25 protein-coding genes are annotated in these 22,494 nt (G+C 45.4%); 23 read left to right on the forward strand and 2 right to left on the reverse strand.

All coding sequences use genetic code 11. The annotated features are described in order from the left end of the window. Positions 1-15 precede the first annotated feature (15 nt). From MKY22_RS04745 to MKY22_RS04825, 17 genes are all read left to right on the forward strand, one after another. A complete protein-coding gene (locus MKY22_RS04745; protein ID WP_341087080.1) occupies positions 16-2,088 on the forward strand; it encodes a peptidoglycan D,D-transpeptidase FtsI family protein in 2,073 nt (690 codons plus the stop codon). Positions 2,089-2,313: 225 nt separating this feature from the next. Next, positions 2,314-3,258, forward strand: coding sequence for a PstS family phosphate ABC transporter substrate-binding protein (locus MKY22_RS04750; protein WP_341087082.1), 945 nt, complete (start codon positions 2,314-2,316; stop codon positions 3,256-3,258). A gap of 89 nt (positions 3,259-3,347) precedes the next feature. After that, the gene (gene pstC, locus MKY22_RS04755; RefSeq protein ID WP_341087085.1) at positions 3,348-4,289 is read left to right on the forward strand and encodes a phosphate ABC transporter permease subunit PstC; all 942 of its coding nucleotides are present in this window, start codon (positions 3,348-3,350) and stop codon (positions 4,287-4,289) included. Between the two features lies 1 nt (position 4,290). Further along, positions 4,291-5,199: a phosphate ABC transporter permease PstA gene (pstA, locus tag MKY22_RS04760; protein WP_341087086.1), complete on the forward strand. Its 909-nt coding sequence runs from the start codon at positions 4,291-4,293 to the stop codon at positions 5,197-5,199. 99 nt (positions 5,200-5,298) lie between these two features. Beyond that, positions 5,299-6,075 carry a phosphate ABC transporter ATP-binding protein PstB gene (pstB, locus tag MKY22_RS04765; RefSeq protein WP_053454494.1) on the forward strand — a complete coding sequence of 259 codons (777 nt, stop codon included), beginning with the start codon at positions 5,299-5,301 and terminating at the stop codon, positions 6,073-6,075. A gap of 18 nt (positions 6,076-6,093) precedes the next feature. Then, entirely contained in the window at positions 6,094-6,756 is a 663-nt protein-coding gene (gene phoU / locus MKY22_RS04770; RefSeq protein WP_050678392.1) for a phosphate signaling complex protein PhoU, read from the forward strand. Positions 6,757-6,863: 107 nt separating this feature from the next. Beyond that, the gene (locus MKY22_RS04775; RefSeq protein WP_064300297.1) at positions 6,864-7,589 is read left to right on the forward strand and encodes a DUF4912 domain-containing protein; all 726 of its coding nucleotides are present in this window, start codon (positions 6,864-6,866) and stop codon (positions 7,587-7,589) included. 32 nt (positions 7,590-7,621) lie between these two features. Further along, entirely contained in the window at positions 7,622-9,805 is a 2,184-nt protein-coding gene (locus MKY22_RS04780; protein ID WP_341087090.1) for a 1,4-alpha-glucan branching protein domain-containing protein, read from the forward strand. A 104-nt stretch (positions 9,806-9,909) separates the two neighbouring features. Further along, on the forward strand, positions 9,910-10,059 hold the full coding sequence (gene rpmG / locus MKY22_RS04785; protein WP_012369771.1) for a 50S ribosomal protein L33: 150 nt from the start codon (positions 9,910-9,912) through the stop codon (positions 10,057-10,059). A gap of 57 nt (positions 10,060-10,116) precedes the next feature. Next, complete coding sequence (locus MKY22_RS04790) at positions 10,117-10,662, forward strand: 5-formyltetrahydrofolate cyclo-ligase (RefSeq protein ID WP_341087098.1); 546 nt, start codon at positions 10,117-10,119, stop codon at positions 10,660-10,662. Continuing rightward, positions 10,656-11,435 carry a DUF92 domain-containing protein gene (locus tag MKY22_RS04795; protein ID WP_149426962.1) on the forward strand — a complete coding sequence of 260 codons (780 nt, stop codon included), beginning with the start codon at positions 10,656-10,658 and terminating at the stop codon, positions 11,433-11,435. Before MKY22_RS04790 ends, MKY22_RS04795 begins: the two co-directional genes overlap by 7 nt. 165 nt (positions 11,436-11,600) lie before the next feature. After that, on the forward strand, positions 11,601-12,557 hold the full coding sequence (locus MKY22_RS04800) for an L-lactate dehydrogenase (protein WP_214769069.1): 957 nt from the start codon (positions 11,601-11,603) through the stop codon (positions 12,555-12,557). A gap of 255 nt (positions 12,558-12,812) precedes the next feature. Continuing rightward, positions 12,813-13,322 carry a GNAT family N-acetyltransferase gene (locus MKY22_RS04805; RefSeq protein WP_214854898.1) on the forward strand — a complete coding sequence of 170 codons (510 nt, stop codon included), beginning with the start codon at positions 12,813-12,815 and terminating at the stop codon, positions 13,320-13,322. A 160-nt stretch (positions 13,323-13,482) separates the two neighbouring features. Further along, on the forward strand, positions 13,483-14,520 hold the full coding sequence (locus tag MKY22_RS04810; RefSeq protein WP_290754794.1) for a M42 family metallopeptidase: 1,038 nt from the start codon (positions 13,483-13,485) through the stop codon (positions 14,518-14,520). Continuing rightward, on the forward strand, positions 14,504-14,707 hold the full coding sequence (locus tag MKY22_RS04815) for a YqgQ family protein (protein WP_035409139.1): 204 nt from the start codon (positions 14,504-14,506) through the stop codon (positions 14,705-14,707). The genes MKY22_RS04810 and MKY22_RS04815 overlap by 17 nt, the downstream gene beginning before the upstream one ends. A gap of 83 nt (positions 14,708-14,790) precedes the next feature. After that, a complete protein-coding gene (locus tag MKY22_RS04820; RefSeq protein ID WP_341087108.1) occupies positions 14,791-15,741 on the forward strand; it encodes an ROK family glucokinase in 951 nt (316 codons plus the stop codon). A gap of 216 nt (positions 15,742-15,957) precedes the next feature. Beyond that, on the forward strand, positions 15,958-17,883 hold the full coding sequence (locus tag MKY22_RS04825; protein ID WP_035409136.1) for an LTA synthase family protein: 1,926 nt from the start codon (positions 15,958-15,960) through the stop codon (positions 17,881-17,883). A gap of 105 nt (positions 17,884-17,988) precedes the next feature. Here MKY22_RS04825 and MKY22_RS04830 read toward each other — a convergent pair whose 3' ends face one another. After that, positions 17,989-18,168, reverse strand: coding sequence for a DUF2759 domain-containing protein (locus MKY22_RS04830; RefSeq protein ID WP_035409134.1), 180 nt, complete (start codon positions 18,166-18,168; stop codon positions 17,989-17,991). Between the two features lie 168 nt (positions 18,169-18,336). Here MKY22_RS04830 and MKY22_RS04835 point away from each other — a divergent pair, with 168 nt between their 5' ends. Beyond that, entirely contained in the window at positions 18,337-18,954 is a 618-nt protein-coding gene (locus MKY22_RS04835) for an MBL fold metallo-hydrolase (protein ID WP_341087110.1), read from the forward strand. A 41-nt stretch (positions 18,955-18,995) separates the two neighbouring features. On the opposite strand, the gene MKY22_RS04840 is transcribed toward MKY22_RS04835, so the two are convergent. Continuing rightward, a complete protein-coding gene (locus MKY22_RS04840) occupies positions 18,996-19,259 on the reverse strand; it encodes a DUF2626 family protein (protein WP_023467555.1) in 264 nt (87 codons plus the stop codon). 224 nt (positions 19,260-19,483) lie between these two features. Here MKY22_RS04840 and MKY22_RS04845 point away from each other — a divergent pair, with 224 nt between their 5' ends. From MKY22_RS04845 to MKY22_RS04865, 5 genes are all read left to right on the forward strand, one after another. Further along, on the forward strand, positions 19,484-19,870 hold the full coding sequence (locus MKY22_RS04845; RefSeq protein ID WP_023467556.1) for a Spx/MgsR family RNA polymerase-binding regulatory protein: 387 nt from the start codon (positions 19,484-19,486) through the stop codon (positions 19,868-19,870). 62 nt (positions 19,871-19,932) lie between these two features. After that, positions 19,933-20,775, forward strand: a complete 843-nt coding sequence (locus MKY22_RS04850; RefSeq protein WP_149426967.1) for an ATPase, T2SS/T4P/T4SS family — start codon at positions 19,933-19,935, stop codon at positions 20,773-20,775. A gap of 14 nt (positions 20,776-20,789) precedes the next feature. After that, positions 20,790-21,731 carry a type II secretion system F family protein gene (locus tag MKY22_RS04855; RefSeq protein ID WP_290778589.1) on the forward strand — a complete coding sequence of 314 codons (942 nt, stop codon included), beginning with the start codon at positions 20,790-20,792 and terminating at the stop codon, positions 21,729-21,731. Positions 21,732-21,748: 17 nt separating this feature from the next. Next, positions 21,749-22,060, forward strand: a complete 312-nt coding sequence (locus tag MKY22_RS04860; RefSeq protein WP_023467559.1) for a competence type IV pilus major pilin ComGC — start codon at positions 21,749-21,751, stop codon at positions 22,058-22,060. Next, the gene (locus MKY22_RS04865) at positions 22,029-22,490 is read left to right on the forward strand and encodes a prepilin-type N-terminal cleavage/methylation domain-containing protein (protein WP_035398319.1); all 462 of its coding nucleotides are present in this window, start codon (positions 22,029-22,031) and stop codon (positions 22,488-22,490) included. Before MKY22_RS04860 ends, MKY22_RS04865 begins: the two co-directional genes overlap by 32 nt. Positions 22,491-22,494: the final 4 nt, after the last annotated feature.

Here is a 22,494-nt window from a genome sequence, read left to right on the forward strand (position 1 = left end):
ATAGGGGAGTACGCCATGGCTAAACGAATCACCGTACGAGGAAGACGGCGTAATCATCTGCCGCTTCGTCTGAATTTAATGTTCTTCGTCGTTTTTTTATTGTTTGCGATTTTGATTTTCCGTTTAGGAGTCGTGCAAATCGTCAATGGTGAGAAAATTTCGCGGGAAGTTCAAAAAACAGAAATGATCGCATCAAAATATGAAGTGCCACGCGGAAAGATTTATGACCGGGATGGTCGTCTTTTGGTTGATACGATTTCTAAATACTCGATCGTCTACCGTCGAGCACAAACGACGAAAGTCGATGAACGCATTGAGATTGCACAGCGTCTTGCAGCAATCATTGATCTACCTAAAAAAGATTGGAAAGTCACAGAACGTGATATTAAGGATTTCTGGATCGCGACGAACATGAAAGAGTCTGATCGTCGTTATCAAGAAGCCATCAAACAGAAATATCCTTCAGCAGAGGCACAAAGTAAACTATCAATCGCAGAACAGGATCAAATCCGATTAGATGCGATTACGAAAGACGATATCGATTATGACGATCAAACGATGGAAGTCATTGCGATCAAACATAACATGGAAGTCGGATACGCACTTGATCCGCAACTCGTCAAACTCGGTGCTTCTGCAAAAGAGATGGCGATCATCGATGAAAATCTAGAAGATTTAAAAGGTGTATCGGTGGAACCGTTCTACGAGCGTTCTTATCCATATGAAGGAACACTTCGGAACATCTTCGGGAAGTACTCGAAGATTCCAGCAGAACAACAAGCGGAGTTCAAAGCAAAAGGTTACAGCTTGAATGACCGTGTCGGAACATCATTCCTTGAACAACAGTATGAAGATCTTCTGCGCGGGAAACCAGCGTACGATGTGTATGAGACGTTCAATGGAGAGCCGGTCGGTGATCCAAAACGCGAGGAAGGCGAGTCCGGTAAAGATCTCGTTCTGACCGTAGATGCAGAGTACAACAAACAAGTCGACCAAATCATGCAACAAGCCATTAAAATGGGACGTGGCATGGGTAGTCGTTATCTAAAAGAAGGTTACGCCGTCGTCATGAATCCACAGACAGGTGAGATTCTTGCGATGTCTGGTCAAAAGTTGGATCCAGCAACCGGTAAGTTCTCAGATGTCGCAATCAATAATGTATTGACGTCGCTTCAAATCGGTTCGACGATTAAAGGCGCAACGGTTGCGATGGGACTCGAAGAGGGTGTTATTCGCCAAAACGAAGTCATCAATGATGCGCCGATCACGATCGGTGGTACGAAAAAAGCATCATATGTCAACATGGGACCGATTACGGATTTAACGGCGCTTGAGCGTTCGTCAAACGTTTATATGTTCAACATTGCGATGCGGATGGCGAAGTACCCAAGTAACGGTATTGCCGGAGCGAGTGTGGACGCAGCGGCTGCGATCATGCAGAATTACTATAGCCAGTTCGGGCTTGGAGTAACAACGGGTGTGGATTTACCGTACGAAGCAAAAGGTGTTCAAGGAACACCTGACCGTGTCACTTTACTCATGGACCGCGTCATCGGACAGTATGATGCTTTCACGCCGCTTCAAGTCGCACAGTACATTTCAACGCTTGCCAACGGTGGCTATCGTGTTCAGCCTCACTTCTTAAAAGAAGTATTGGCTTCGAACTCGATTGAAAAGGGTACGAAAAAGGTCGATTACAGCTTTAAAACGAATTATCTGAACCGGATTGAAGTCAGTCAAGATAATATCGATCATGTCCGGGAAGGGTTACACCGTGTTGTAAAAGGTGAGCGTGGTACAGCGAAAATCATCGCACAAACTGGAATCGATGCTGCTGCGAAAACAGGTACAGCACAGGTCAGTGTCTACGGTGATGACGGAATCGCCTTACGAGACGGTAGCGGGCAACCGGTTCGTTCATTGAACTCGAACCTTGTCGGTTGGGCACCGTATGATAATCCGGAGATGGCATGGGCCGTGTTCCTTCCATATATGGAACAAGAAACCGTCAACTCAAAAATCGGTCATGATCTTGTCAAAGCGTATTTCAACGTCAAGGATGTACCGTGGCAGACTAAGCCAAATTAACTAGAAACTAAGCGAGAGTGAATAATCACTCTCGTTTTTTTGTTTGTATTGACCTTTTTTTCTAATGGATTTCGAATTGTAAACACCAAAAAACACGCCTTTACAATTCTTTTACGTTGGATTCATTTCGTTTTAATAGTTCATCCGTAGTATAAGTCTTGTAAGGAAAACGGATAAAAAGTCGTAGCATCGTCAGCGACATACTTTCGAGGAGGAAAATTAATCATGTCTTGGATGAAAAAAACAGCATTAATCACAACGGTAGCATCAATCGCGGTAGTCGGAGCGGCATGTGGTAACGATAAAGGCGGTTCTGCTAGTTCATCTGATTTAAAAGGAAAAATCGCAATCGACGGTTCTTCTACAGTCTTCCCGATCATGGAAGCTGTCGGTGAAGAATATTCAATGGAACAACCTGACGTAGATGTCACGGTCGGTGTTTCTGGTACAGGTGGCGGATTCAAACGATTCGTCGTTGGGGAAACGGATCTTTCGAACGCATCGCGTGAAATTAAAGAAGAAGAAGCAGCTGAAGCAAAAAAGAATAACATCGAATATACAAAACTTTCACTCGCGTATGATGGTTTGACTGTTGCAGTCAGCAAAGACAACACATGGGTAAAAGAACTCTCGCTTGATCAACTCGAGAAAATCTGGCTCGACCCGAACGTTAAGACTTGGAAAGATGTCGATTCTTCTTACCCGGCTGAACCACTAAAATTCTTCAGTCCAGGGAAAGATTCAGGAACATTTGACTTCTTCTCTGAAAAAGTACTCGAGAAGAAAGACATGCGTAAAGACGTTCAATTGTCTGAAGACGATAACGTACTCGTCAAAGGGGTTGAAGGAACGAAAGGTGCGATCGGCTACTTCGGTTATGCCTACTACGCTGAAAACAAAGATAAGTTAAAAGAAGTTCCACTTTCAGCTGAAGGAAAAGACGCTGTCGATCCAACACCTGAAACGATAAAAGATTTATCTTACCCGCTTTCACGTGAAATCTACACGTATGTCAACAACAAATCATTGAATGACAAAAAACAGGTAGCAGACTTCGTGAAATTCACGAACGAAAACGCTGGAGATTTAGCTGAAGAAGTCGGTTATATCAAAATGCCACAAGATCGTTACGATGAAAACGCAAAAGCAATCAAAGACGCAATGAAATAATCATCGAGTCATGAGGATGGCCCAATCGGGGAAGTCTGTACCGGTTGGGTCCCGTTCTCATGTCAAGAAGGAGTAGGGAGCGAAGAAGGATGAATTCAACACCCAATAAATCGGTTCGCGAGCTGATTCAACAGAACCGACAGCAAAAATTCAGTATGAAAAACGTCATGGAACGCGTCATGCCGATCGTTTTGTTCCTGTGCGCGTTTGTCTCGGTCGTTACGACCATCGGCATCATTCTCACGTTAGTCATTGAAACCGAACACTTCTTTGAAGTCGTTCCGTTCAAGGAATTCTTCGGCAGTACGAGCTGGTATCCACTGAACTCTCAACCGGAGTATGGAATTTGGCCGCTTGTCGTCGGTACGCTTGAGATTACCGTGATTGCGATGCTAGTTGCCGTGCCGATCGGCCTCACTTCAGCGATTTATTTAAGTGAGTATGCGTCTGACCGCGCACGCCGTATCTTAAAACCGATTTTAGAAGTATTAGCTGGTGTTCCGACGATCGTTTTCGGATTCTTCGCGTTGACGTTCGTCACACCACTACTCGTTAAATTAATTCCGGGCATTCAAATCTACAATGCCCTCAGTCCGGGAATTGTCGTCGGGATCATGATCATTCCAATGATCGCTTCGATTTCTGAGGATGCGATGAGCTCTGTTCCGAAAAAAATTCGGGACGGTGCGCTTGCTCTTGGTTCGACACGTCTTGAAGTTGCTTTGAAAGTCGTCGTTCCAGCTGCCTTGTCAGGAATCATTGCTTCGATCGTACTCGGGATGTCTCGTGCGATCGGTGAGACGATGATCGTGACGATCGCTGGTGGTTCGAATCCGACAGCTGCCGTTGATCCACTGGAGCCGGTTCAAACGATGACTGCGTATATCGTTCAGGTCGCTTTAGGCGATGCTGGATTTGGAACAGTTGAATATTACAGTATCTATGCGGTTGGTACGCTCTTGTTCGTCTTTACGTTATTGATGAACTTACTTGCGAACTGGATTACACGCCGCTTCAGAGAGGAGTATTAAGATGGCCTTACCAGAAAAGCAACCTGTCACGAAAAAATTCATCGACCCGGTCGCGGTTAAGAAATCCATTAGCCAACGCCTCGTCGTCAATAATGTAACAAAAGTCATTTTCCTCGTCGGTCTGTTTTTCGGTCTCGTCGTCTTAGGTATTCTCCTATACGGCGTCATCCGTGACGGTGCGTCATGGTTATCACTAGAATTTCTACAAAACGCACCTTCTCGTCGTGCGGAACGTGCGGGAATCTATCCAGCATTAATGGGTTCTATCTATTTAATGCTCTTGATCATCCCGATGATCTTTATCATTGGTGTCGGAGCAGCGATTTATTTAGAAGAATATGCGAAGAAGAGTCGGATGACATCGTTCATCGAAGTCAACATCTCGAACCTCGCGGGTGTTCCGTCGATCGTCTTCGGATTACTCGGATTGACGTTCTTCGTCCGTAACATGGGCTTCGGTTCGACGTTGATTGCTGGAGCTTTGACGCTCGCATTGATGAGTCTTCCAGTCGTCATCGTTTCTTCTCAAGAAGCGATTCGCGCCGTGCCACAAGCGATGCGTCATGCATCACTCGCACTCGGTGCATCGAAATGGCAAACGACATTTAAAGTCGTTCTTCCGGCATCACTTCCGGGTGTCATCACGGGAATCATCTTAGCTGTTTCCCGAGCGATCGGTGAGACAGCACCGTTGATCATGGTCGGAGCTGCCATTTTCATCGCTCGTGCGCCCGAAGGAATCTTCTCGGAGTTCACGGCATTACCAATTCAAATCTATAACTGGACAAGTCGTCCACAAGCGGACTTCCAAGGACTTGCAGCGGCAGGCATCATCGTCTTAATGGTCATTCTCTTGACGATGAACTCGCTTGCGATCTGGATCCGGAACCGATTCTCAAAACGCTACTAATCGAACGAGATAGATAGAAGGGATTTCTTTTAAGGAGGAAGACAGATGATGGATACGAAGCTGAATACGAAATCAGTCGTTACAGAAGGGACAGAGCGTATGAACCAACCAGTAGCAGCACGTGAGAGCGTCTATAACGTCAAAGACTTAAACTTATGGTACGGTGACGATCATGCGTTGAAAGATGTCAATCTCGACATTAAGAAAAATGAAGTCACGGCAATCATTGGACCGTCTGGTTGCGGGAAATCGACATTCATCAAAACATTGAATCGAATGGTCGAACTCGTTCCGATCGTACGGACGAATGGTGCAATCGAGTATCACGGACGTAATATCTTTGATAAAGAATACGGTGTCGAAGAATTACGGACATCGGTCGGAATGGTCTTCCAGCAACCGAACCCATTCCCAAAATCAATTTATGACAACATCGCTTATGGTCCCCGTGTCCACGGTGTTAAAAACAAAAAAATCCTCGACGAGATCGTCGAACGCAGTTTACGCCGTGCAGCGATCTGGGATGAAGTCAAAGATCGTTTGAACGAAAATGCTTATGGTCTTTCTGGTGGTCAGCAACAACGTCTTTGTATCGCGCGTTGCCTTGCAATCGAGCCGGACGTCATCTTAATGGATGAGCCGACATCGGCACTTGACCCGATTTCTACATTAAAAGTAGAAGAACTCGTCCAAGAGTTGAAATCGGACTACTCGATCATCATCGTGACACACAACATGCAGCAAGCTGCACGTGTATCGGATAAAACGGCATTCTTCTTGAACGGGGAAGTCGTCGAGTTCGATCAAACAGACCGGATCTTTGGAAATCCGAGTGACAAACGGACGGAAGATTACATTTCAGGACGATTCGGATAAGAAGGGGAGACGAGACGAATGGCAGCGAACCGTACGATTTTTGGAGAAAATCTTGCAATACTCGATCAAAAGGTCTTTTTACTGGCTCGTAAGACGATGCAACAGATCGCAACAACGGCAGAAGCACTCGAAAAATATGATCAAGACATCGCGCGTGGTGTCATCGAAAACGATAATGAACTCGATGATCTTGAACTTGAAATCAACGATGATGCGATTTTATTAATCGCGAAGCAACAACCCGTTGCGACAGATTTACGACGAATCATCACCGCGATGAAAATTTCGTCGGATCTCGAACGGATTGCAGATTACGCGGGGAATATCTCAAAAGCGGTTCTTCGTGTCGAGACATTCCCGTATGTCATCGATATCTCTTTGTTGAAGGAAGCATTCGAGACATTACTGGATATGACGGAAACTGCAATCGTCGCCTATCGTGACGGAGATGTCGAGAAAGCAAAAGCCTTGTCTGATCTCGATAACGTCATTGATGAGACGACATATAAGGCACTTCGCCAGTATATGCGTCATATGTCGCTTCAGCCAATCGTCGTCGATGAAGTCATGCAATTCACGAACATTTGCCGCTACATCGAGCGGATGGGTGATCACTTGACGAACGTCGGGGAGCATCTGATCTATCTCGAAAAAGGAAAACATTATGATTTAAACGGATGAATCAAGTAGGCAGGAGGAATTTCCTCTGCCTACTTTTTTTGTAAAGGGATTCGAAACACGTTTGTAGAATAGGAAAGAAGTGAATAATGACAGAGAGGTGATTGGGAATGCTTGAGCAAATCATTAAAATGAAAGAACAAGGGCTGACAACAAAACAAATCGCAGCTCAATTGGATACGACTGAAGGGAAAATCAAATATGCTTGGACTAAATATCGTAAATCGTTAACAGAACAACCTTCTGTAGCAGCGCCGAAAGTAAAATCAAAAACGGTCAAGCAGACGAAAAAGTCGACTGCACCGGTATTAGACGTCGTACCGTCTGTGCAAGTGGTACCTTCGCTAGAACGCGACGCGTTTGGAATGGCGACACATTACGAGGATGACATCCTCCACGCCATCGTTCAGTCACCGACAGCTTTATACGTCTACTGGGAATTATCTGAACTGTCGAAACAGTTGCTAGAAACGCACTATCACACGACGTTTGATTCGTTCCGTAAAGAATTACGCATCATTGATGTCACGCTTGTTGAATACGAACAAGGACAGGCAAATCGGACGTATCAATTCGAACTGCCAGAAATGACGAATGCTTGGTTCGTTCGACCAGTCGCCCCGAATACTACATACATCATTGAATGGGGCATTCAAACAATCGACGGGGACTTTGTTCCAGTACTGCGTTCAAAACCAGTCGAAACGCCACGTGACGAACCAGTCACGGACGGACGGTTCGCGGAAGTCGTGCATCATTGGCAATACGGAGAGGTCGAACAACCGGAATGGGTCGAAGTATTACGTCCTTATTCCTATTTCGATCGCGTCCGGTAATGGAATTAGAGAGAGGGAAAGGAAGAGAAGCTATGCGAAAAGGATATTTTTCACTCGTCTTACATGCACATTTACCATATATCCGTCATGAAGAGGCGCATCGTCTAGAAGAACGGTGGATGTATGAAGCGATTTCAGAAACCTATATCCCATTATTGTGGGAGGTCAATCGCTTGTCACGTCCGCTCGGCTGGACGGTCAGCATTTCGCCACCCGTCATCGAGATGCTTGCCGACCCATTGATTCAAGAGCGGTATATCGAGCATATCGAAGATACGTTACGTTTGATTCGCCAGGAACTAGAGCGAGAGCTTGCTCAAAAGGAACGAGATGCGCTTCTATTCTATCAAGACCGCTATCAAGATTTATTGAATACGTTCCTTCACTGGGAAAAAGATTTGAACCGCGCATTCCGTCATTACAAAGAGCAAGGTTATCTCGATTTGATTACGTGTACGGCGACACACGGATTCAGTCCGCACATGTTGTCTGAACAAGCGGCACGTTCTGAAATTCAGACGGGATTGAACTGTTTCGAACGTCATTACGGATTCCGTCCATCTGGTCTTTGGATGCCGGAGTGTGCGTATACGCCAGGACTTGATCGTATTTTGTACGAAGAGGGCATTCGTTATACATTCGTTGACGAACATTCAATTTTAAACGCGGATCCGTCACCGAAACATGGAATCGGAGCACCTGTCTATTCTCCGCACGGTGTGGCACTCTTCCCGCGTGATCAAATCATTTCCGGGAAGATTTGGAGCTCTGTCATCGGATACCCGGGTCATCCGGATTACCGCGAGTTTTATCGTGATCTTGCATACGATCGGGAGTGGGATCAAATCGCTGAGTTCATGCACCCGGAAGGCTTACGTTATGATACAGGATTGAAATTGCATCGCGTAACAGGAGAAACGGATCAAAAAGACTATTACGTCCGTGATTGGGCATGGCAACGGACGAGTGAGCATGCAGCAGACTTCGCACAAGCACTCGGTGAACATTTGGATGCGCATCAAGGACAAGACTTCCCACCGTTCCTTGTCACAGCACCATTTGATGCCGAATTGTTCGGTCACTGGTGGTTTGAAGGTCCCGACTTCCTCGGTAAAGCGATGGAACGTTTAGAAGGTCAAGGAATTGAGTCGATTTCACCGGCGATCTTCCTCGAACGTCACTTCCAAGACATCGACACGGCACATGTCGCGATGGGAACGTGGGGACGAAAAGGCTACGCGGAAGTCTGGATCAATGAACGGAATGACTGGATGATTCGTCATCTCCATCAACTTGAGAAGAGACTAGCAGGTGTCGTAGCCCGAAATCGTCATCAAGATGCGTTGACTGTCAAAGCAAAGCGTCAACTCATTCGAGAATACCTCCTCGCTGTCTCGAGCGACTGGCCGTTCATCCTCGATGGACAGACGACAGCTCAATATGCTGCGAATCGTTTCCGGGAGCACATCCTACGTTTTGAAGAAACGGAGCGTCGCCTGGATGCTGAGGAGCTGACGGTGGAATGGTTGGATGATCGATATCGCGAATATCCTTTCCTTCGAGATTCAGATATTGAACCGGATGTCTTCTTGACAGCACATGATTACTACGTGGCAGTGAAGCGTGAGAAATCTTGGAATACGGACGCCATCTTGTTGTTCGTCCGACAATATGATGCGTCAGACCGGCCGGCTTCGGAGCTCGCTCGACGACTTGCTGCTGCTGGTGAGAATGTCTATGTCGTCACGGAACATCCAGAAGCGTATCGATTTGAAGAAGGTGTTCATGTTTACGGAGTGCAAGTGACGGGTCTACCGCTCGTTCAGACCTATAACCAACTGGCGGCACTAAATTTAGCATTCTTACGCCAAGCGCAAGCCTTGAGTAAGATCGTTGATTTCGCAGTCATCCACAACTTCAACATGGAGACCGCATCAGCTGCCCAAGCTATCGCGAAGATGAAAGAGTTGCCACTCGTAAGTAACGTCTACGATGTCGAAAGTGAGCGTTCTCCTGATCGTTCAGGTGGTCTGGTCGTTGCCTTAAAACGACTTGAAGGAGATGCGTTGCGCCAATCAGCGGTCGTTTATCTAGAACGAGAAGAGTCACGTCACGGGGTGGAACAAGAGTATCACGTCGAAAAGAAGCCACTGCGTTTTGAAGAGAACCTTGAAAAACCATATCAACACGTGACGAATCCGAAAAAGAACGGATGAACAGTTGCAATTCCTTTTCTTTCTTGGTACGATACTTGAGTATGCTTAACCTTATGTAAAGCAAAATCACTTGATACATCGAGAGCTAGATAGGAGGGAATCCCATGCGCGTTAAAATCACATTAGCTTGCACTGAAACTGGTGACCGTACTTATATCACTAAAAAGAACAAGCGTAACAACCCAGAGCGTCTTGAGTTGAAGAAATACAACCCACGTCTCCGTAAGCACACACTTCACCGTGAAGTGAAATAATTGAGATGGAAGCCGTCACTTCGTGTGATGGCTTTTTTTGTGGAAAGGAAGACAGTCATGAACAAACAAGAAGTACGCCGTCTAATCAAAGAAAGATTAGATGTAATGGAGAATCGTACGGAGAAGGAACGGTTGATTTACGAACATGTTTTGTTGTTGCCTGAGTGGCAACAAGCGACATGTGTCGCGATCACATTAGCTTTTCGAAATGAATGTGATACAAGAATGCTGATTGAACAGGCGTGGCAAGAGGGCAAGACGGTCTTGATACCAAAAGTAGTCGGAGACGAGATGATCTTTTATGAACATGGACCAGAAGATCAACTGCAAGCAAATCAGATGGGGATTGCTGAACCGATAGCTTCAGCACGTCGCGCCTCACTTGATCAAGCAGAGCTTTGCCTCGTTCCAGGTCGCGCCTATCGACGGGACGGATATCGGTTAGGGTGGGGAGGAGGCTATTACGATCGTGCACTCGTGACATATACAGGTTGCAAAGTATCGATTGCCTTTTCTGAACAACTTCTTTCAGATTTCGAAGTGGAAGCCTTTGATATTCCAGTTGACCTGATCGTTACTGACTTAGAGGTCATCCGATGCTAAGCGCGACCATTTTGTTTTGTCTATTGCTGGCTTGGACCGGACGATCTTTTCGTTTATTGACGACAAGTGGTGCGATCATGACCTTGCTCGTCGGTAGTGGTGTCTCATTCGGATTCGGTTGGCAAGGATTAGTAGTACTCTTGCTTTTCTTTGGTAGCTCGAGCTTGTTATCGAAGGTCGGACGGTCCAGAAAACAATCGGTCGACTCCATCGTTGAGAAGGACGGCGCGCGTGACGGATGGCAGGTTCTTGCGAATGGAGGGCTAGCGTTCGTTGCTGCCTTAGCGTATGCCATGACGATGGATTTTGCGTATCTCTTGTTATTTCTATTCGTCATCGCAGCATCGAATGCTGATACGTGGGCATCCGAAATCGGACCGCTCTCAAAACGTGATCCATGGTCGCTCAAAACGTTACGCCGGGTACCAGCAGGAACAAGTGGAGCGATGTCGCTGATTGGAACGGTAGGTACGATCGCAGGAGCTGCGTTCATCGCGATAGCAGCGCATTGGATATTTTCTCTTTCTTTAAGGGACGTCTTACTCGTAACAAGCATCGGTGTACTTGGGAGCCTACTGGATACACTATTTGGAGCAGTAGGGCAACGCGTTTACCGATGTACGGTTTGTGGAGAATACACAGAAAAGCGAGAGCACCATGGTCAACCGACCGCTTACGTTTCGGGCATTCGATTTTTAGGGAACGATGCTGTCAATGTCTTAACGAGTGGTTTGGCAAGTGGAATCGGGTTTATCATCGTTCGATTCTGGTAACTGGAAAGTATATGAGTATGTAATTCTTTATGTTAGGATATCAATGACACAAAATGGACAAATGTGATTAATTTCACATGATACAAAGAATGTGAAAGATGTTACAATTTACTTGTGAGATAGCTAACAAACTCTTAGGATGAATGAAAGGGTGGACATAACGATATGGAATTACATGCGAAAGTGACACGGGTAGCTCTCATTGGAGCTGGTGCAGTTGGTTCAAGCTTTGCCTATCAGATGTCAACAGCTGGACTTTGTGAAGAACTTGTCATCATTGATGTCAACAAAGCCAAAGCAGAGGGCGAGGCAATGGACTTAAACCATGGAACACCATTTAGCTCTTCACCGATGCGAATATGGGCTGGCGACTACGCAGACTGCCGCGAAGCGGAAGTCGTCGTCATCACGGCAGGCGCTCCACAAAAACCAGGTGAGACAAGACTCGATCTCGTCGCAAAGAATGCGTTGATCATGAAAGAAATGATTCGTCAAATCATGGATTCCGGTTTTGATGGAATCATCGTCGTGGCTTCCAATCCGGTTGATATCATGGCACATCTTGCCTGGAAATATTCTGGTCTTCCGAAAGCACGCGTATTTGGATCAGGGACGGTGCTGGATACAGCGCGTCTGCGTCAAATGCTCGGAGAATACTTTCACATTGATTCCCGAAATGCCCATGCCTATATTCTTGGCGAACATGGTGACACGGAATTCGCAGCCTGGAGTAACAGCCGCATTTATGGGAAAACGATTGATGAACTCCTTGCTGAAGACGATCGTTATTCTCAAGCAGATCTTGACCAAATCTACATCAACGTCCGAGATGCGGCTTATCATATCATCGAGCGCAAAGGGGCAACCTATTATGCGATTGGGCTTGGGCTCGTTCGGATCGTTCGTGCCATCCTCGGAAATGAGAACTGTCTGTTGACGGTCGGTGCGCATGTCGATGGGCAGTACGGAATTTCCGGTATCCATATTGGAGTTCCCGCCATCATCAATCGTCAAGGTGTGCGTGAAATCATTGAAGTCTCATTGACGGAAGAAGAGTTGAAGAAATTCCATCATTCTGCTGATGTATTACGTCAGACGCTTGAACCCGTCTTGCAAGGTTAACGGCGCGAAGCATGACGAAAACCTCATAAATAGAGAGCTTAAAAACTCAAATGGTGATCCTGTATCTTGGTGTCCACCTTTGAGTTTTTGTTATGAGAAAAAAGAAGAGGCAAACATCACTACTGTATTTAAGTGAAATTAAAGAGAAAAAATCTAGGTTTTATTTTACTAGAAAAAGGTTAAGTAAGAGATAGAAGCGTTTTTCCGTTATTTTTTGTACGTCATGAAACCCAAAAAAGGAGAGAATCGACAGTCATGTATACTTTTCGAAAATTAACTAAAGAGGATGCAGAACAATACTGGAATCTACGCCTTGAGGGATTAAAGAATCATCCAGATGCTTTCGGTCATTCGTTTGACGATGAACAGCAAACCCCGCTCCGCGAAGTACGAGAAGGTCTAGAAGGAGAACCCGACTCCGATGAGATTTGGCTCGGTATGTTCGACGGCGATGTATTGTTTGGGTTTGGTCAGGTCAAGCCATACGAACTGTCACGTGAGTCGCACAAAGCGATGATTTCCGGAGTATATGTTTCGCCTGAATATCGTGGAGGGACCGGTCGTGCTCTAATGGAGGCCTTGATCGACGAGGCGAAGAAGTTACCAGACGTTGAGCAAGTCATTCTTGCCGTATTATCAGGAAATGAAGCAGCGCAAAGTCTTTACGAATCGCTCGGCTTTGAAGTATATGCCGAAGATCCAGACTCTGTAAAATTAGAAGACGGCACATACCGCGATGATATTTGGATGAAAAAATACGTCTAAGTTCATTATATGGTGTGGACAAAAAGCTGTAGCAAAAAAGTGCTACAGCTTTTTCGCGTAGTGCATATAGGATATCAGTACCGACAAAGAATGAATATTTGTTATCATGAAAACAAAGCGGATAGTACGGTGTAGTCCGATTGAAAGGGAGCGAATGAACATGAAAGAAGTCATACGTACGATTGAAGAGCTGGTCTCGATTCCAAGTCCGACAGGTTCGACGAAAGAAGCGATTACATATGTAGAAAAGCGTTTGGTTGCAGACGGGATCACGTATCGCAAACTTGAAAAGGGAGCGATCTTAGCGACTTTGCCTGGCGCTTCAAACCGTACACGATTGCTGACGGCACACGTTGATACGTTAGGTGCAATGGTAAAAGAGATTTTACCAACGGGGCGACTCAGTTTATCACAGTTAGGTGGGTATGCTTGGACAGCGATCGAAGGAGAGAACTGTCTCATTCATAAGATGGACGGTCAAACGATTTCCGGTACGATTGTTTTCCATCATTCGAGTGTCCATACGTCACGCGAGACGAATAAAACGGAACGGTCCGCTGATAATATCGAAGTCCGACTTGATATTCGTTCGACGACAGCAGAAGAGACGCGCGTCGCGGGGATTGAAGTAGGAGACGTCGTGACGTTTGATCCGCGTTTCCTCTATACGGAAACGGGATTCGTGAAATCGCGCCATCTCGATGATAAAGCATCGGTTGCTTTGTTGCTCGAATTGATTAAAGAATGGAAAACCATCGACCTGCCACACACGGTCCAGATCCTGATTTCAAATTATGAAGAGGTTGGGTTCGGTGGAAATGCTGGATTCACGGAAGAAGTCGCAGAATATATCGCGGTCGACATGGGGGCGTTAGGAGATGGTCAGCACTCTGACGAATTCACGGTCTCGATTTGTGCAAAAGACGGTTCCGGTCCGTATGACTTAGGGTTACGTCATCAGCTAACACGTCTAGCACAACGCAATAGTATCCCATATAAAGTTGATATTTATCCGTTCTATAGTTCGGACGCTTCGGCAGCAGTGCGTGCGGGCCATGATGTTCGACACGGACTATTTGGTCCGGGGATTGAATCGAGCCATTCTTACGAGCGAACACATGAGACGTCATTACAAGCGACCTATGATTTGCTACATGCGTATGTAAAGGAGCCGATGGTCGATGAAGACACTGTATGATGTACAACAGTTACTTAAGACGTACGGAACATTCATCTATCTAGGAGATCGAGCATCAGATATTGCGATGATGATGCTCGAACTTGATGAATTGCAAGAAGCAGGCGTTTTAGAGCAACGTCAGTATGATTCAGCAAAACTCATCTTACGACATGAGTTAAAACGTTCACAATCCGATAATGTTTAAGGTTGCGCAACCCTTTGCGCAATACGAGTGTGTCCGTTAAAATGAACAAGTAGACATTATATGAGCATAGGGGAGACAGAGCAATGAAATGGTTACTCGGCATTGATATCGGTGGAACGACAGTGAAGATGGCAATTTTGGATTTGCAAGGCATCATCGTGGAAAAATGGGAGATTGAGACGGTGATCCTGAATGATGGGGCACAAATTCCAGGAGATATTGCAAAATCATTCTTTGAGAAGTGTCAAAAAAGCGATAAACGACCAGAGGATTTCGTCGGAGCGGGAATCGGCGCGCCGGGATTCATCGACTTCAATACAGGTGTCGTCGAAAAGGCGGTCAACATCGGTTGGCATAATTTTGAACTCGTCGGTGAATTCGAACGTTTGACAGGTTTACCGGCAGTACTTGAAAATGATGCAAATGCAGCAGCGATCGGTGAGATGTGGAAAGGTGCCGGTAGTGGCGCAACAGAATTACTCGCTGTCACACTTGGTACGGGTGTTGGTGGTGGTCTAATCACGAACGGACAAATCGTTCACGGTACGGTCGGAATGGCAGGAGAAATCGGTCATATCACGATGTTGCCTGAAGGTGGCGTCCTATGTGGATGTGGACGTAAAGGATGCCTTGAGACGATTGCTTCAGCAACGGGTATCGCCCGTCTTGGTCTTGAGAAACGTAAAGGACAAGAAACACTACTGAATGACATTAAAGCAGTGACGGCGAAAGATGTATTTGAAGCATATGAGAAAGGCGATCGTATCGCAACGGATGTCGTAGAGGAAGTGACGTTCCACCTCGGACTTGCGATTTCGAATCTAGCAAATAGTATCAATCCGGAAATCATCGTCATCGGTGGTGGTGTCTCGAAAGCAGGTGAAACACTGCTTGCACCACTACGTCAGCAATTTGAACGGTTTGCGTTACCCCGTGTCTTTGGATCAACGACGTTCAAGATTGCTGAACTCGGAAACGATGCTGGAGTCATCGGGTGTGCATGGCTTGCTAAGCAAATGTTCTTGAAAAAATGATAATATTCAATTTCAATGAAAGGTTCGCTCCGGCGAATCTTTTTTTTGTTTACAAACGTATAGTAATTGTGTGATTGTTAAGTATCTTCCGGATTCCGGTTGCATTTTTGTAAAACTAAGCGTAAAATTTTCACGTGATATGGGTATATTTACATTATGATGTAAGTTGTGTGAACTGAAAGCAGAAAGCACATGTAAATTAGGAGGCAGGTTTTTATGCAGCAAGACGCAAACATCTGGTCGCGAATGCGCCTAAAGATGGGGCAAGGCGTTCGCAGTACTTATAAAGAGCATAAGCTCTTTTGGATTGCGACCTTATTGATTTGGTTAAAAACGTATTTAGCGTATACACTTTTCTTCAACGTTCCCGTAACGAATTCCGCGCAAGCATTCATTCTACTAATTAATCCAATTAGTTCAGCGCTCTTCATGTTTGGATTTAGCTTCTTCTTCCGAGGAAATGTCCAAAAATGGTTCATCTACGGTACACTGTTCGTCGCAACCATCATTTTATATGCGGACATCATTTTTTTCCGCTTCTTTAATGATTACTTGACGTTGCCAGTATTGTTCCAAACTTCGAATGCAGAGACGGTTTCAGCTTCACTCGCATCGCTTTTAAGTTGGGCTGATTTACTGATCGTCGGCGATTTGATCATCTTACCATTTTTCTTACGGAAAATGGACATGTCCAAAAACGTCGCGTCACGTGGACGCGCAATTCTTGCATTCGTCGCAGCAGTCGTCGTCTTCCTTGGAAACTTGACGCTTGCTGAGACAGAACGTCCAGAATTATTGACACGTGCCTTTGACCGGGAATTACTCGTTAAGAACATCGGAACATTTAACTTCCATATGTATGACGCACTCATCCAGTCGAAGACATCTGCGCAAAAAGCACTTGCGGATAGCTCTGAGTTATCAGAAGTCCAAAACTTCATCGATTCGAAGCATGCTGCAGCCAATCCGGCGATGTTCGGCAAGTATAAAGGTAAGAACGTCATCGTCATCTCGTTTGAGTCAGCTCAATCATTTGCCGTTGGTTTAAAAGCACCAAACGGTCAAGAAATTACACCGAACTTGAATAAATTGATCAAGGAATCCCATTCATGGGATAACTTCTATCACAACACAGGACAAGGGAAAACGTCAGATGCTGAGTTCATTCTTGAGAATTCGATCTATCCACTTGGTCGTGGATCTGCATTCTTTACGAACGGAGAGAACGAATTCCGTGCAACACCTGAGATGTTGAAAGAAGATGGCTATTACTCAGCTGTTTTCCATGCGAATAACAAGTCATTCTGGAACCGGGACATCGTCTACAACAGTTTCGGCGTAGATCGTTTCTTCTCGGAGACGGATTATGATTTAGGGGATCCAGCAGATTTGACGGAGTGGGGCTTACTCGATGACAAGTTCTTTGAACAGTCACTTCCGATGTTAAAAGATTTACCACGTCCGTTTTATTCGAAATTCATTACGTTAACGAACCACTATCCATTCGAGATGCCAAAACCAGAAGATGAACTCGTACCACCGCTAGAAACGAGTTCTACGACACTGAACCACTACGTTCAGGCGCTAGCGTATCAAGATATGGCACTCGGTAAGTTCATCGAAGGTCTCAAAAAAGATGGTACGTGGGATGATACGATCTTCATGGTATACGGTGACCATTACGGTATTTCAACAAACCATAATGCTGCGATGGCAGAACTCATGAACAAAGATGAGTTGACTCCATATGACGTTGCGCAACTGCAACGTGTACCGTTTGTCATTCATTTACCGGGTCAAACGAAGGGTGTCAAACACGAAAATGTTGCGAGTCAAATCGATATCAAACCAACATTGCTTCACCTGTTAGGTCATGATTTCAAGAATGAGATCTTGTTCGGTACCGATCTCTTCTCAAAACAACATAAAGACTATGCGTTGTTCCGTGACGGTTCTGTCGTAACAGATAAGACGGTCTACACGCAAGAAACATGTTATGACCGTAAGACAGGAGAAGAAGTGAAGGACGGGGAACAAGCGGAAATGTGTAAACAATCTACGAAACAATCTGAGAAAGAATTAGGACTCTCAGATAAAGTCATCTATGGCGACTTGCTACGTTTCCTTCAAACTTCAAAATAAGTAAGATAATACTGAGAGTAGGTCTACGTTCTAGTAGGTCTACTCTTTTTATAAAATAACAAAAAAGAGAGATGCTCGAGGCACCTCTCTTTTAGCGTACTCTGATTACGATGGAATACCGCCGTAAATCAATGTCGCAATCCCAAACCAGCCGAATAAGACGACAGTTAGGGCCGCGAATACGAGTGGAAACATTTGGCGTTTCTTAAGTGAACGAACGACGGCCCAAACACCGACGAGTGCGACGAAGAAGAAAAGCCAACCGATTGGTTGATCCAAATGCATGACGTACTCCCCCTTAAACAATCACGTTATGAATTTCACGAAGATTTCACTTAAATCTCACTTTTTAGTTTATCCGACTCGCGGGATAAAGTCGAGAGGGCGTTGCAGGAACTTTCGACAATTTCGTGTATAGTAGGAGAAGAGTCTATTGTAAAGGGGGTTTATAGAATGGAAATCGTAATGATCACTTCCGGTATGGCATCTGAGAATGGTTATTTGTTATTTAAAGATAAGGAATGTCTCGTCATTGATCCGGGTACAGAAGATATGCGGTTTTTCGATGAGATTGAAAGTCGGGGAGCAACATTAAAAGCGATTTTGTTGACGCATGCGCATTTTGACCACATTGGTGGTGTGGATATGTTACGACGCTTCACGGAAGCCCCTGTCTACGTGCATCCGGAAGAAGCAGGATGGCTCGGTAATCCAGAATGGAATGGTTCAGCAAAATTCGGAATGCCACCGATGCGGATGAAACCAGCGGATCATTTGTTGCAACCAGGACGATTGACGATCGGTAGCTTTTCGATGCATGTACTTGAGACGCCAGGACACTCACCAGGAAGTGTGACGTTCTACTTTAAAGGAGAACGGATCGCGTTCGGTGGAGATCTCCTGTTCCAGCAAGGCGTCGGACGAACGGATCTATACGGTGGGGATCAAGACGTGTTGATGCGTTCACTGGATCGACTCATCGCGGAACTACCGGCAGATACGACGATTTATCCAGGGCATGGTCCGAGTACGACGATTCGTCAAGAAATGAAGTCGAATCCATTCCTCTGACTAAAAAAACTCGCCATCCAAAAGGATGACGAGTTTTTTCATTACATCTGGAAGTTCGACCAGTACGTAAAGACGATGAAAAATACAGTTAAGTAAGCTCCAAAGATATAGACATACGTTTTTTCAGTTAAGCGCAAGTAACCGAGCGCTGCAAAAAATACAGTTTGTGCTAAGAAGACGAAGCCCATGACTAAAAATGAATCCGTATGCTCACTTGAGCTTGCATCGCCACCCAATGCGCCGATAAATGCCATGACTGCGATGATACCAGTCCAGAAACCGAGTACGCGGTACATTCTCCCCATTCCTATAACCCCCTAAATCCGACAGATAGTCAATATACGTACTTATTTTACCAAGCAAACAATCATCCGTCCATCCTGTTCTAGTGATTGTTAAGGAATAACTGTGAACAAAAGATGAAGTTTCAAAAAAAGTTGTACAATAGTTGTACAAAATGTGTACAAAGTCAAAATGGCATGCTATAGTAACTGTAATGAAACCCCACACTTTGAGAGGAGGAGCAAAAATGACGAATGAACTAGTCTTTTTCACATATCCAAGTTGTACATCATGTCGTAAAACGAAATCATGGTTAAAAGAGGAACATGTTGATGTAGAGGAACGTCATCTGTTCAGAAATGCTCCAACAGTTGATGAACTCATGGAACTGTTGAAATTATCGACGGATGGGATTGAAAGTTTGCTCGCAACACGCAGTCAAGCCTTCAAAGATCTCGGCATTGATATTGAAGACATGAAACTCAGTGAGTTATTACGCCTCATGAGTGACAATCCGAAATTATTACGCCGTCCAATCATCACTGATGGAAAACAACTTGTTATCGGATACGATAAACCAGGTCTTGAGACATTGGCGAAGCGTAAACATCGGACAATTGCACACGTATCGTAAAGAAGCCGGTTTGGTCGGCTTCTTTTTTTTGTGTATTGTTTGCGGTAAGGAGGTGAAGAGAAATGAAGGAATGGACGACACAACTCATGGAACGATTCGAATCACTTGGTGCAACAGATGTTCATTTCGTACCGAATGAAGCTTGCGTCCGAATCGTTTGTCGAACAGGTGACGGTTTGTGTGAACAAGAAGAGGTAGAACTCACGCGTTACCGGACACTTGTCAGTCATGTCCGCTATGAGGCGAACTTAAAGGAACAGAACGAGCGGATTCCGCAAAGTGGTTTGTATCCGCACGGGAAAAAGGGCATGCGCGTCTCGTTGTTACCGAGTCGACAAGGAGATGCAATGTCGTGGCGATTTTATCGTTCGACGGTCTCTCAAGAAACGGCTTTACGAACGTTACACGATCAATTGGACTTCGCTTGGTTAGCTGAACAACGACACGGGTGTATCGTCATTTCTGGATCGACAGGCGCAGGAAAGACGACGATGTTATATTCCTTGATGAGTGCGATGGAAGAAAAACGAATCATCTCGATTGAAGATCCGGTGGAGTGTACGGTACCAAACGTCTTGCAACTGGAACTAAATGAAAAAGCAGGGTTCACTGCTACGCGATGTTTTGAAGAAATATTGCGAGCGGATCCGGATTGGATTGCTTTTGGTGAGGTGCGGACGAGAGAGGCAGCACGTTTGACGATGAATGCCGCACTTAGTGGTCACGTCGTGTTGTTTACGTTACACGCTGGAAGTATTGATGAGGCGCGATTGCGATTGCGCAGTTTAGGTATCGAAGAGTCAGAACTGGCTGTCTGTCAACGCATCATTCATCTCGAGCGAAAAGGAGAGGATGTCCGCTGTACCGTCAGAAACTTACAAGCCGCGATCAAAGTCGGTTCTTAAAACGATATCATCGCTTGTTATCAAAAGGCATTTCCGCGAAAGAGACGTTACTCATTTTAAAACGATTCGAGCGTCAGCCGTTCGCGGAAGTAGTCGGAGAAATGGAACGCTGTCTTGAAAAAGGAGACTCCTTTTCAGCATCGCTTGAACCGCTTGCGTTAACGAATACTTTAAAACGACTTCTTTTTGTTGGAGAAAGGACAGAACGACCGTTGCTCGTCCTTCGCCAAATCGTGAAACTGCTCGACCTCGAAACAGAAATGCGATCGAAGTTTTGGAAGATGATCCGGTATCCGCTTGTTCTAGCGACTAGTCTATTCCTCCTGTTCTTCTTTTACGCCCTCTACGTATTTCCGTCTCTCCTTGAGATGTCGGACCCGAAGACTCTCCCCTCATTTCTGCATCTCCTTCTTCACCCCTCTGCGAAATATCTGCTCGCAAGTATTCCCGTTATTTTGTTAACCTCCGGTTACCTCTTTTTTCGCTTCTTTCCGTTAAACCGTATTTTACGACTGAAACCGTTACAGCGTTTGATTCGTCTCTACTACAGCTATTTATTCACGATCGAAGTAGGATCGTTCATCGATGCTGGCTTCTCGCTTGAAGAGACCTTTCGTCACCTCGAGCAAGGACAAGCGAATAAAAAAGGACATTTGTACGCTCGTCTACATGCTAAACAACAGGCAGGGGAACCACTTGCAGAAGCGCTTGGCGAAGATGAAATCATCGAAGCCGAGACGATTGGGATCGTCCATTTGGCGCGGGAAAGTGGCGATCTTGGTCCGTTGTTGCTTGAACAAGCGACACTCTTGCATGAGTCGATGGAAGAGGAACTAGAGAAAAAGTTGTTATGGATCGAGCCGATTTTGTACGGTGGATTGACGATCATGACGGGAACGTTGTTTCTCATCTTGTATTATCCGATTCAGCTAGCGATACAGCAGCTTCCATTCTAAACAGAGGAGACGATACGATGAAACAATTCTTAAAACGACAAGACGGATTCACCTTACTTGAGATGGCAGCCGTCTTATTGATCATTTCATTGTTACTACTCGTTTTGATTCCAACGATGACAAGTGGAAAGGACCAGGCGAAAGGTGTCAGTTGTGAGGCGAACATTCGCGTCATTCGCTCGGAGGTTAATTTGTATTATGCGAAAGAAAAGAAGTATCCGGAATCGCTCCAGACGATCAACCGCGGAACAGCTGATAAACCGAATGCCCTCGTCTGTGATCAGGAGACGTATACGTATGATCCGAAGACTGGCGAACTTACGAAGTGAACAAGGTTTTACCTTATTTGAGATGACGGCGGTGCTGACAATCATTGCTTGTTTACTTGTTTTTTTGTTGCCGGCACTGTTTGAAAAACGACCGGACTGGATTCCGCTTGAACAAGAGGTTCGTCTGATGGAACAAGATATTCAGACACTTCGACTCATGCAGTACTCAAAGCAAGATCAAGCATTGATGCAGTTTCGATTTCGAGGAGACGGTACAGGATACCTTGTCCTTGCGGATGACCGGTTGTTATGGCAACGGACATTCCAAAATGGTCATACGTGTACCGTTCCGCCCTCGAATCGCATCATCTATTTTAAAAGCTATCACTCGATCTATGCAGCGACCTGGTCTTGCCGTTCGGCAACAGCCGAATATGAAATCAAATTCTTACTTGGGAATTATCAAATGGCAATCCGTAAAGTGAGGTGAGAAG

The organism is Exiguobacterium sp. FSL W8-0210 (genome assembly GCF_038006045.1).
Taxonomy (GTDB): domain Bacteria; phylum Bacillota; class Bacilli; order Exiguobacteriales; family Exiguobacteriaceae; genus Exiguobacterium_A.

Coding starts and splice junctions, on each gene's coding strand:
- MKY22_RS04745 (WP_341087080.1), top strand. CDS start 16: ATGGCTAAACGAATCACCGTACGAGGAAGACGGCGTAATCATCTGCCG.
- MKY22_RS04750 (WP_341087082.1), top strand. CDS start 2,314: ATGTCTTGGATGAAAAAAACAGCATTAATCACAACGGTAGCATCAATC.
- pstC (WP_341087085.1), top strand. CDS start 3,348: ATGAATTCAACACCCAATAAATCGGTTCGCGAGCTGATTCAACAGAAC.
- pstA (WP_341087086.1), top strand. CDS start 4,291: ATGGCCTTACCAGAAAAGCAACCTGTCACGAAAAAATTCATCGACCCG.
- pstB (WP_053454494.1), top strand. CDS start 5,299: ATGAACCAACCAGTAGCAGCACGTGAGAGCGTCTATAACGTCAAAGAC.
- phoU (WP_050678392.1), top strand. CDS start 6,094: ATGGCAGCGAACCGTACGATTTTTGGAGAAAATCTTGCAATACTCGAT.
- MKY22_RS04775 (WP_064300297.1), top strand. CDS start 6,864: ATGCTTGAGCAAATCATTAAAATGAAAGAACAAGGGCTGACAACAAAA.
- MKY22_RS04780 (WP_341087090.1), top strand. CDS start 7,622: ATGCGAAAAGGATATTTTTCACTCGTCTTACATGCACATTTACCATAT.
- rpmG (WP_012369771.1), top strand. CDS start 9,910: ATGCGCGTTAAAATCACATTAGCTTGCACTGAAACTGGTGACCGTACT.
- MKY22_RS04790 (WP_341087098.1), top strand. CDS start 10,117: ATGAACAAACAAGAAGTACGCCGTCTAATCAAAGAAAGATTAGATGTA.
- MKY22_RS04795 (WP_149426962.1), top strand. CDS start 10,656: ATGCTAAGCGCGACCATTTTGTTTTGTCTATTGCTGGCTTGGACCGGA.
- MKY22_RS04800 (WP_214769069.1), top strand. CDS start 11,601: ATGGAATTACATGCGAAAGTGACACGGGTAGCTCTCATTGGAGCTGGT.
- MKY22_RS04805 (WP_214854898.1), top strand. CDS start 12,813: ATGTATACTTTTCGAAAATTAACTAAAGAGGATGCAGAACAATACTGG.
- MKY22_RS04810 (WP_290754794.1), top strand. CDS start 13,483: ATGAAAGAAGTCATACGTACGATTGAAGAGCTGGTCTCGATTCCAAGT.
- MKY22_RS04815 (WP_035409139.1), top strand. CDS start 14,504: ATGAAGACACTGTATGATGTACAACAGTTACTTAAGACGTACGGAACA.
- MKY22_RS04820 (WP_341087108.1), top strand. CDS start 14,791: ATGAAATGGTTACTCGGCATTGATATCGGTGGAACGACAGTGAAGATG.
- MKY22_RS04825 (WP_035409136.1), top strand. CDS start 15,958: ATGCAGCAAGACGCAAACATCTGGTCGCGAATGCGCCTAAAGATGGGG.
- MKY22_RS04830 (WP_035409134.1), bottom strand. CDS start 18,168: ATGCATTTGGATCAACCAATCGGTTGGCTTTTCTTCTTCGTCGCACTC.
- MKY22_RS04835 (WP_341087110.1), top strand. CDS start 18,337: ATGGAAATCGTAATGATCACTTCCGGTATGGCATCTGAGAATGGTTAT.
- MKY22_RS04840 (WP_023467555.1), bottom strand. CDS start 19,259: ATGGGGAGAATGTACCGCGTACTCGGTTTCTGGACTGGTATCATCGCA.
- MKY22_RS04845 (WP_023467556.1), top strand. CDS start 19,484: ATGACGAATGAACTAGTCTTTTTCACATATCCAAGTTGTACATCATGT.
- MKY22_RS04850 (WP_149426967.1), top strand. CDS start 19,933: ATGAAGGAATGGACGACACAACTCATGGAACGATTCGAATCACTTGGT.
- MKY22_RS04860 (WP_023467559.1), top strand. CDS start 21,749: ATGAAACAATTCTTAAAACGACAAGACGGATTCACCTTACTTGAGATG.
- MKY22_RS04865 (WP_035398319.1), top strand. CDS start 22,029: ATGATCCGAAGACTGGCGAACTTACGAAGTGAACAAGGTTTTACCTTA.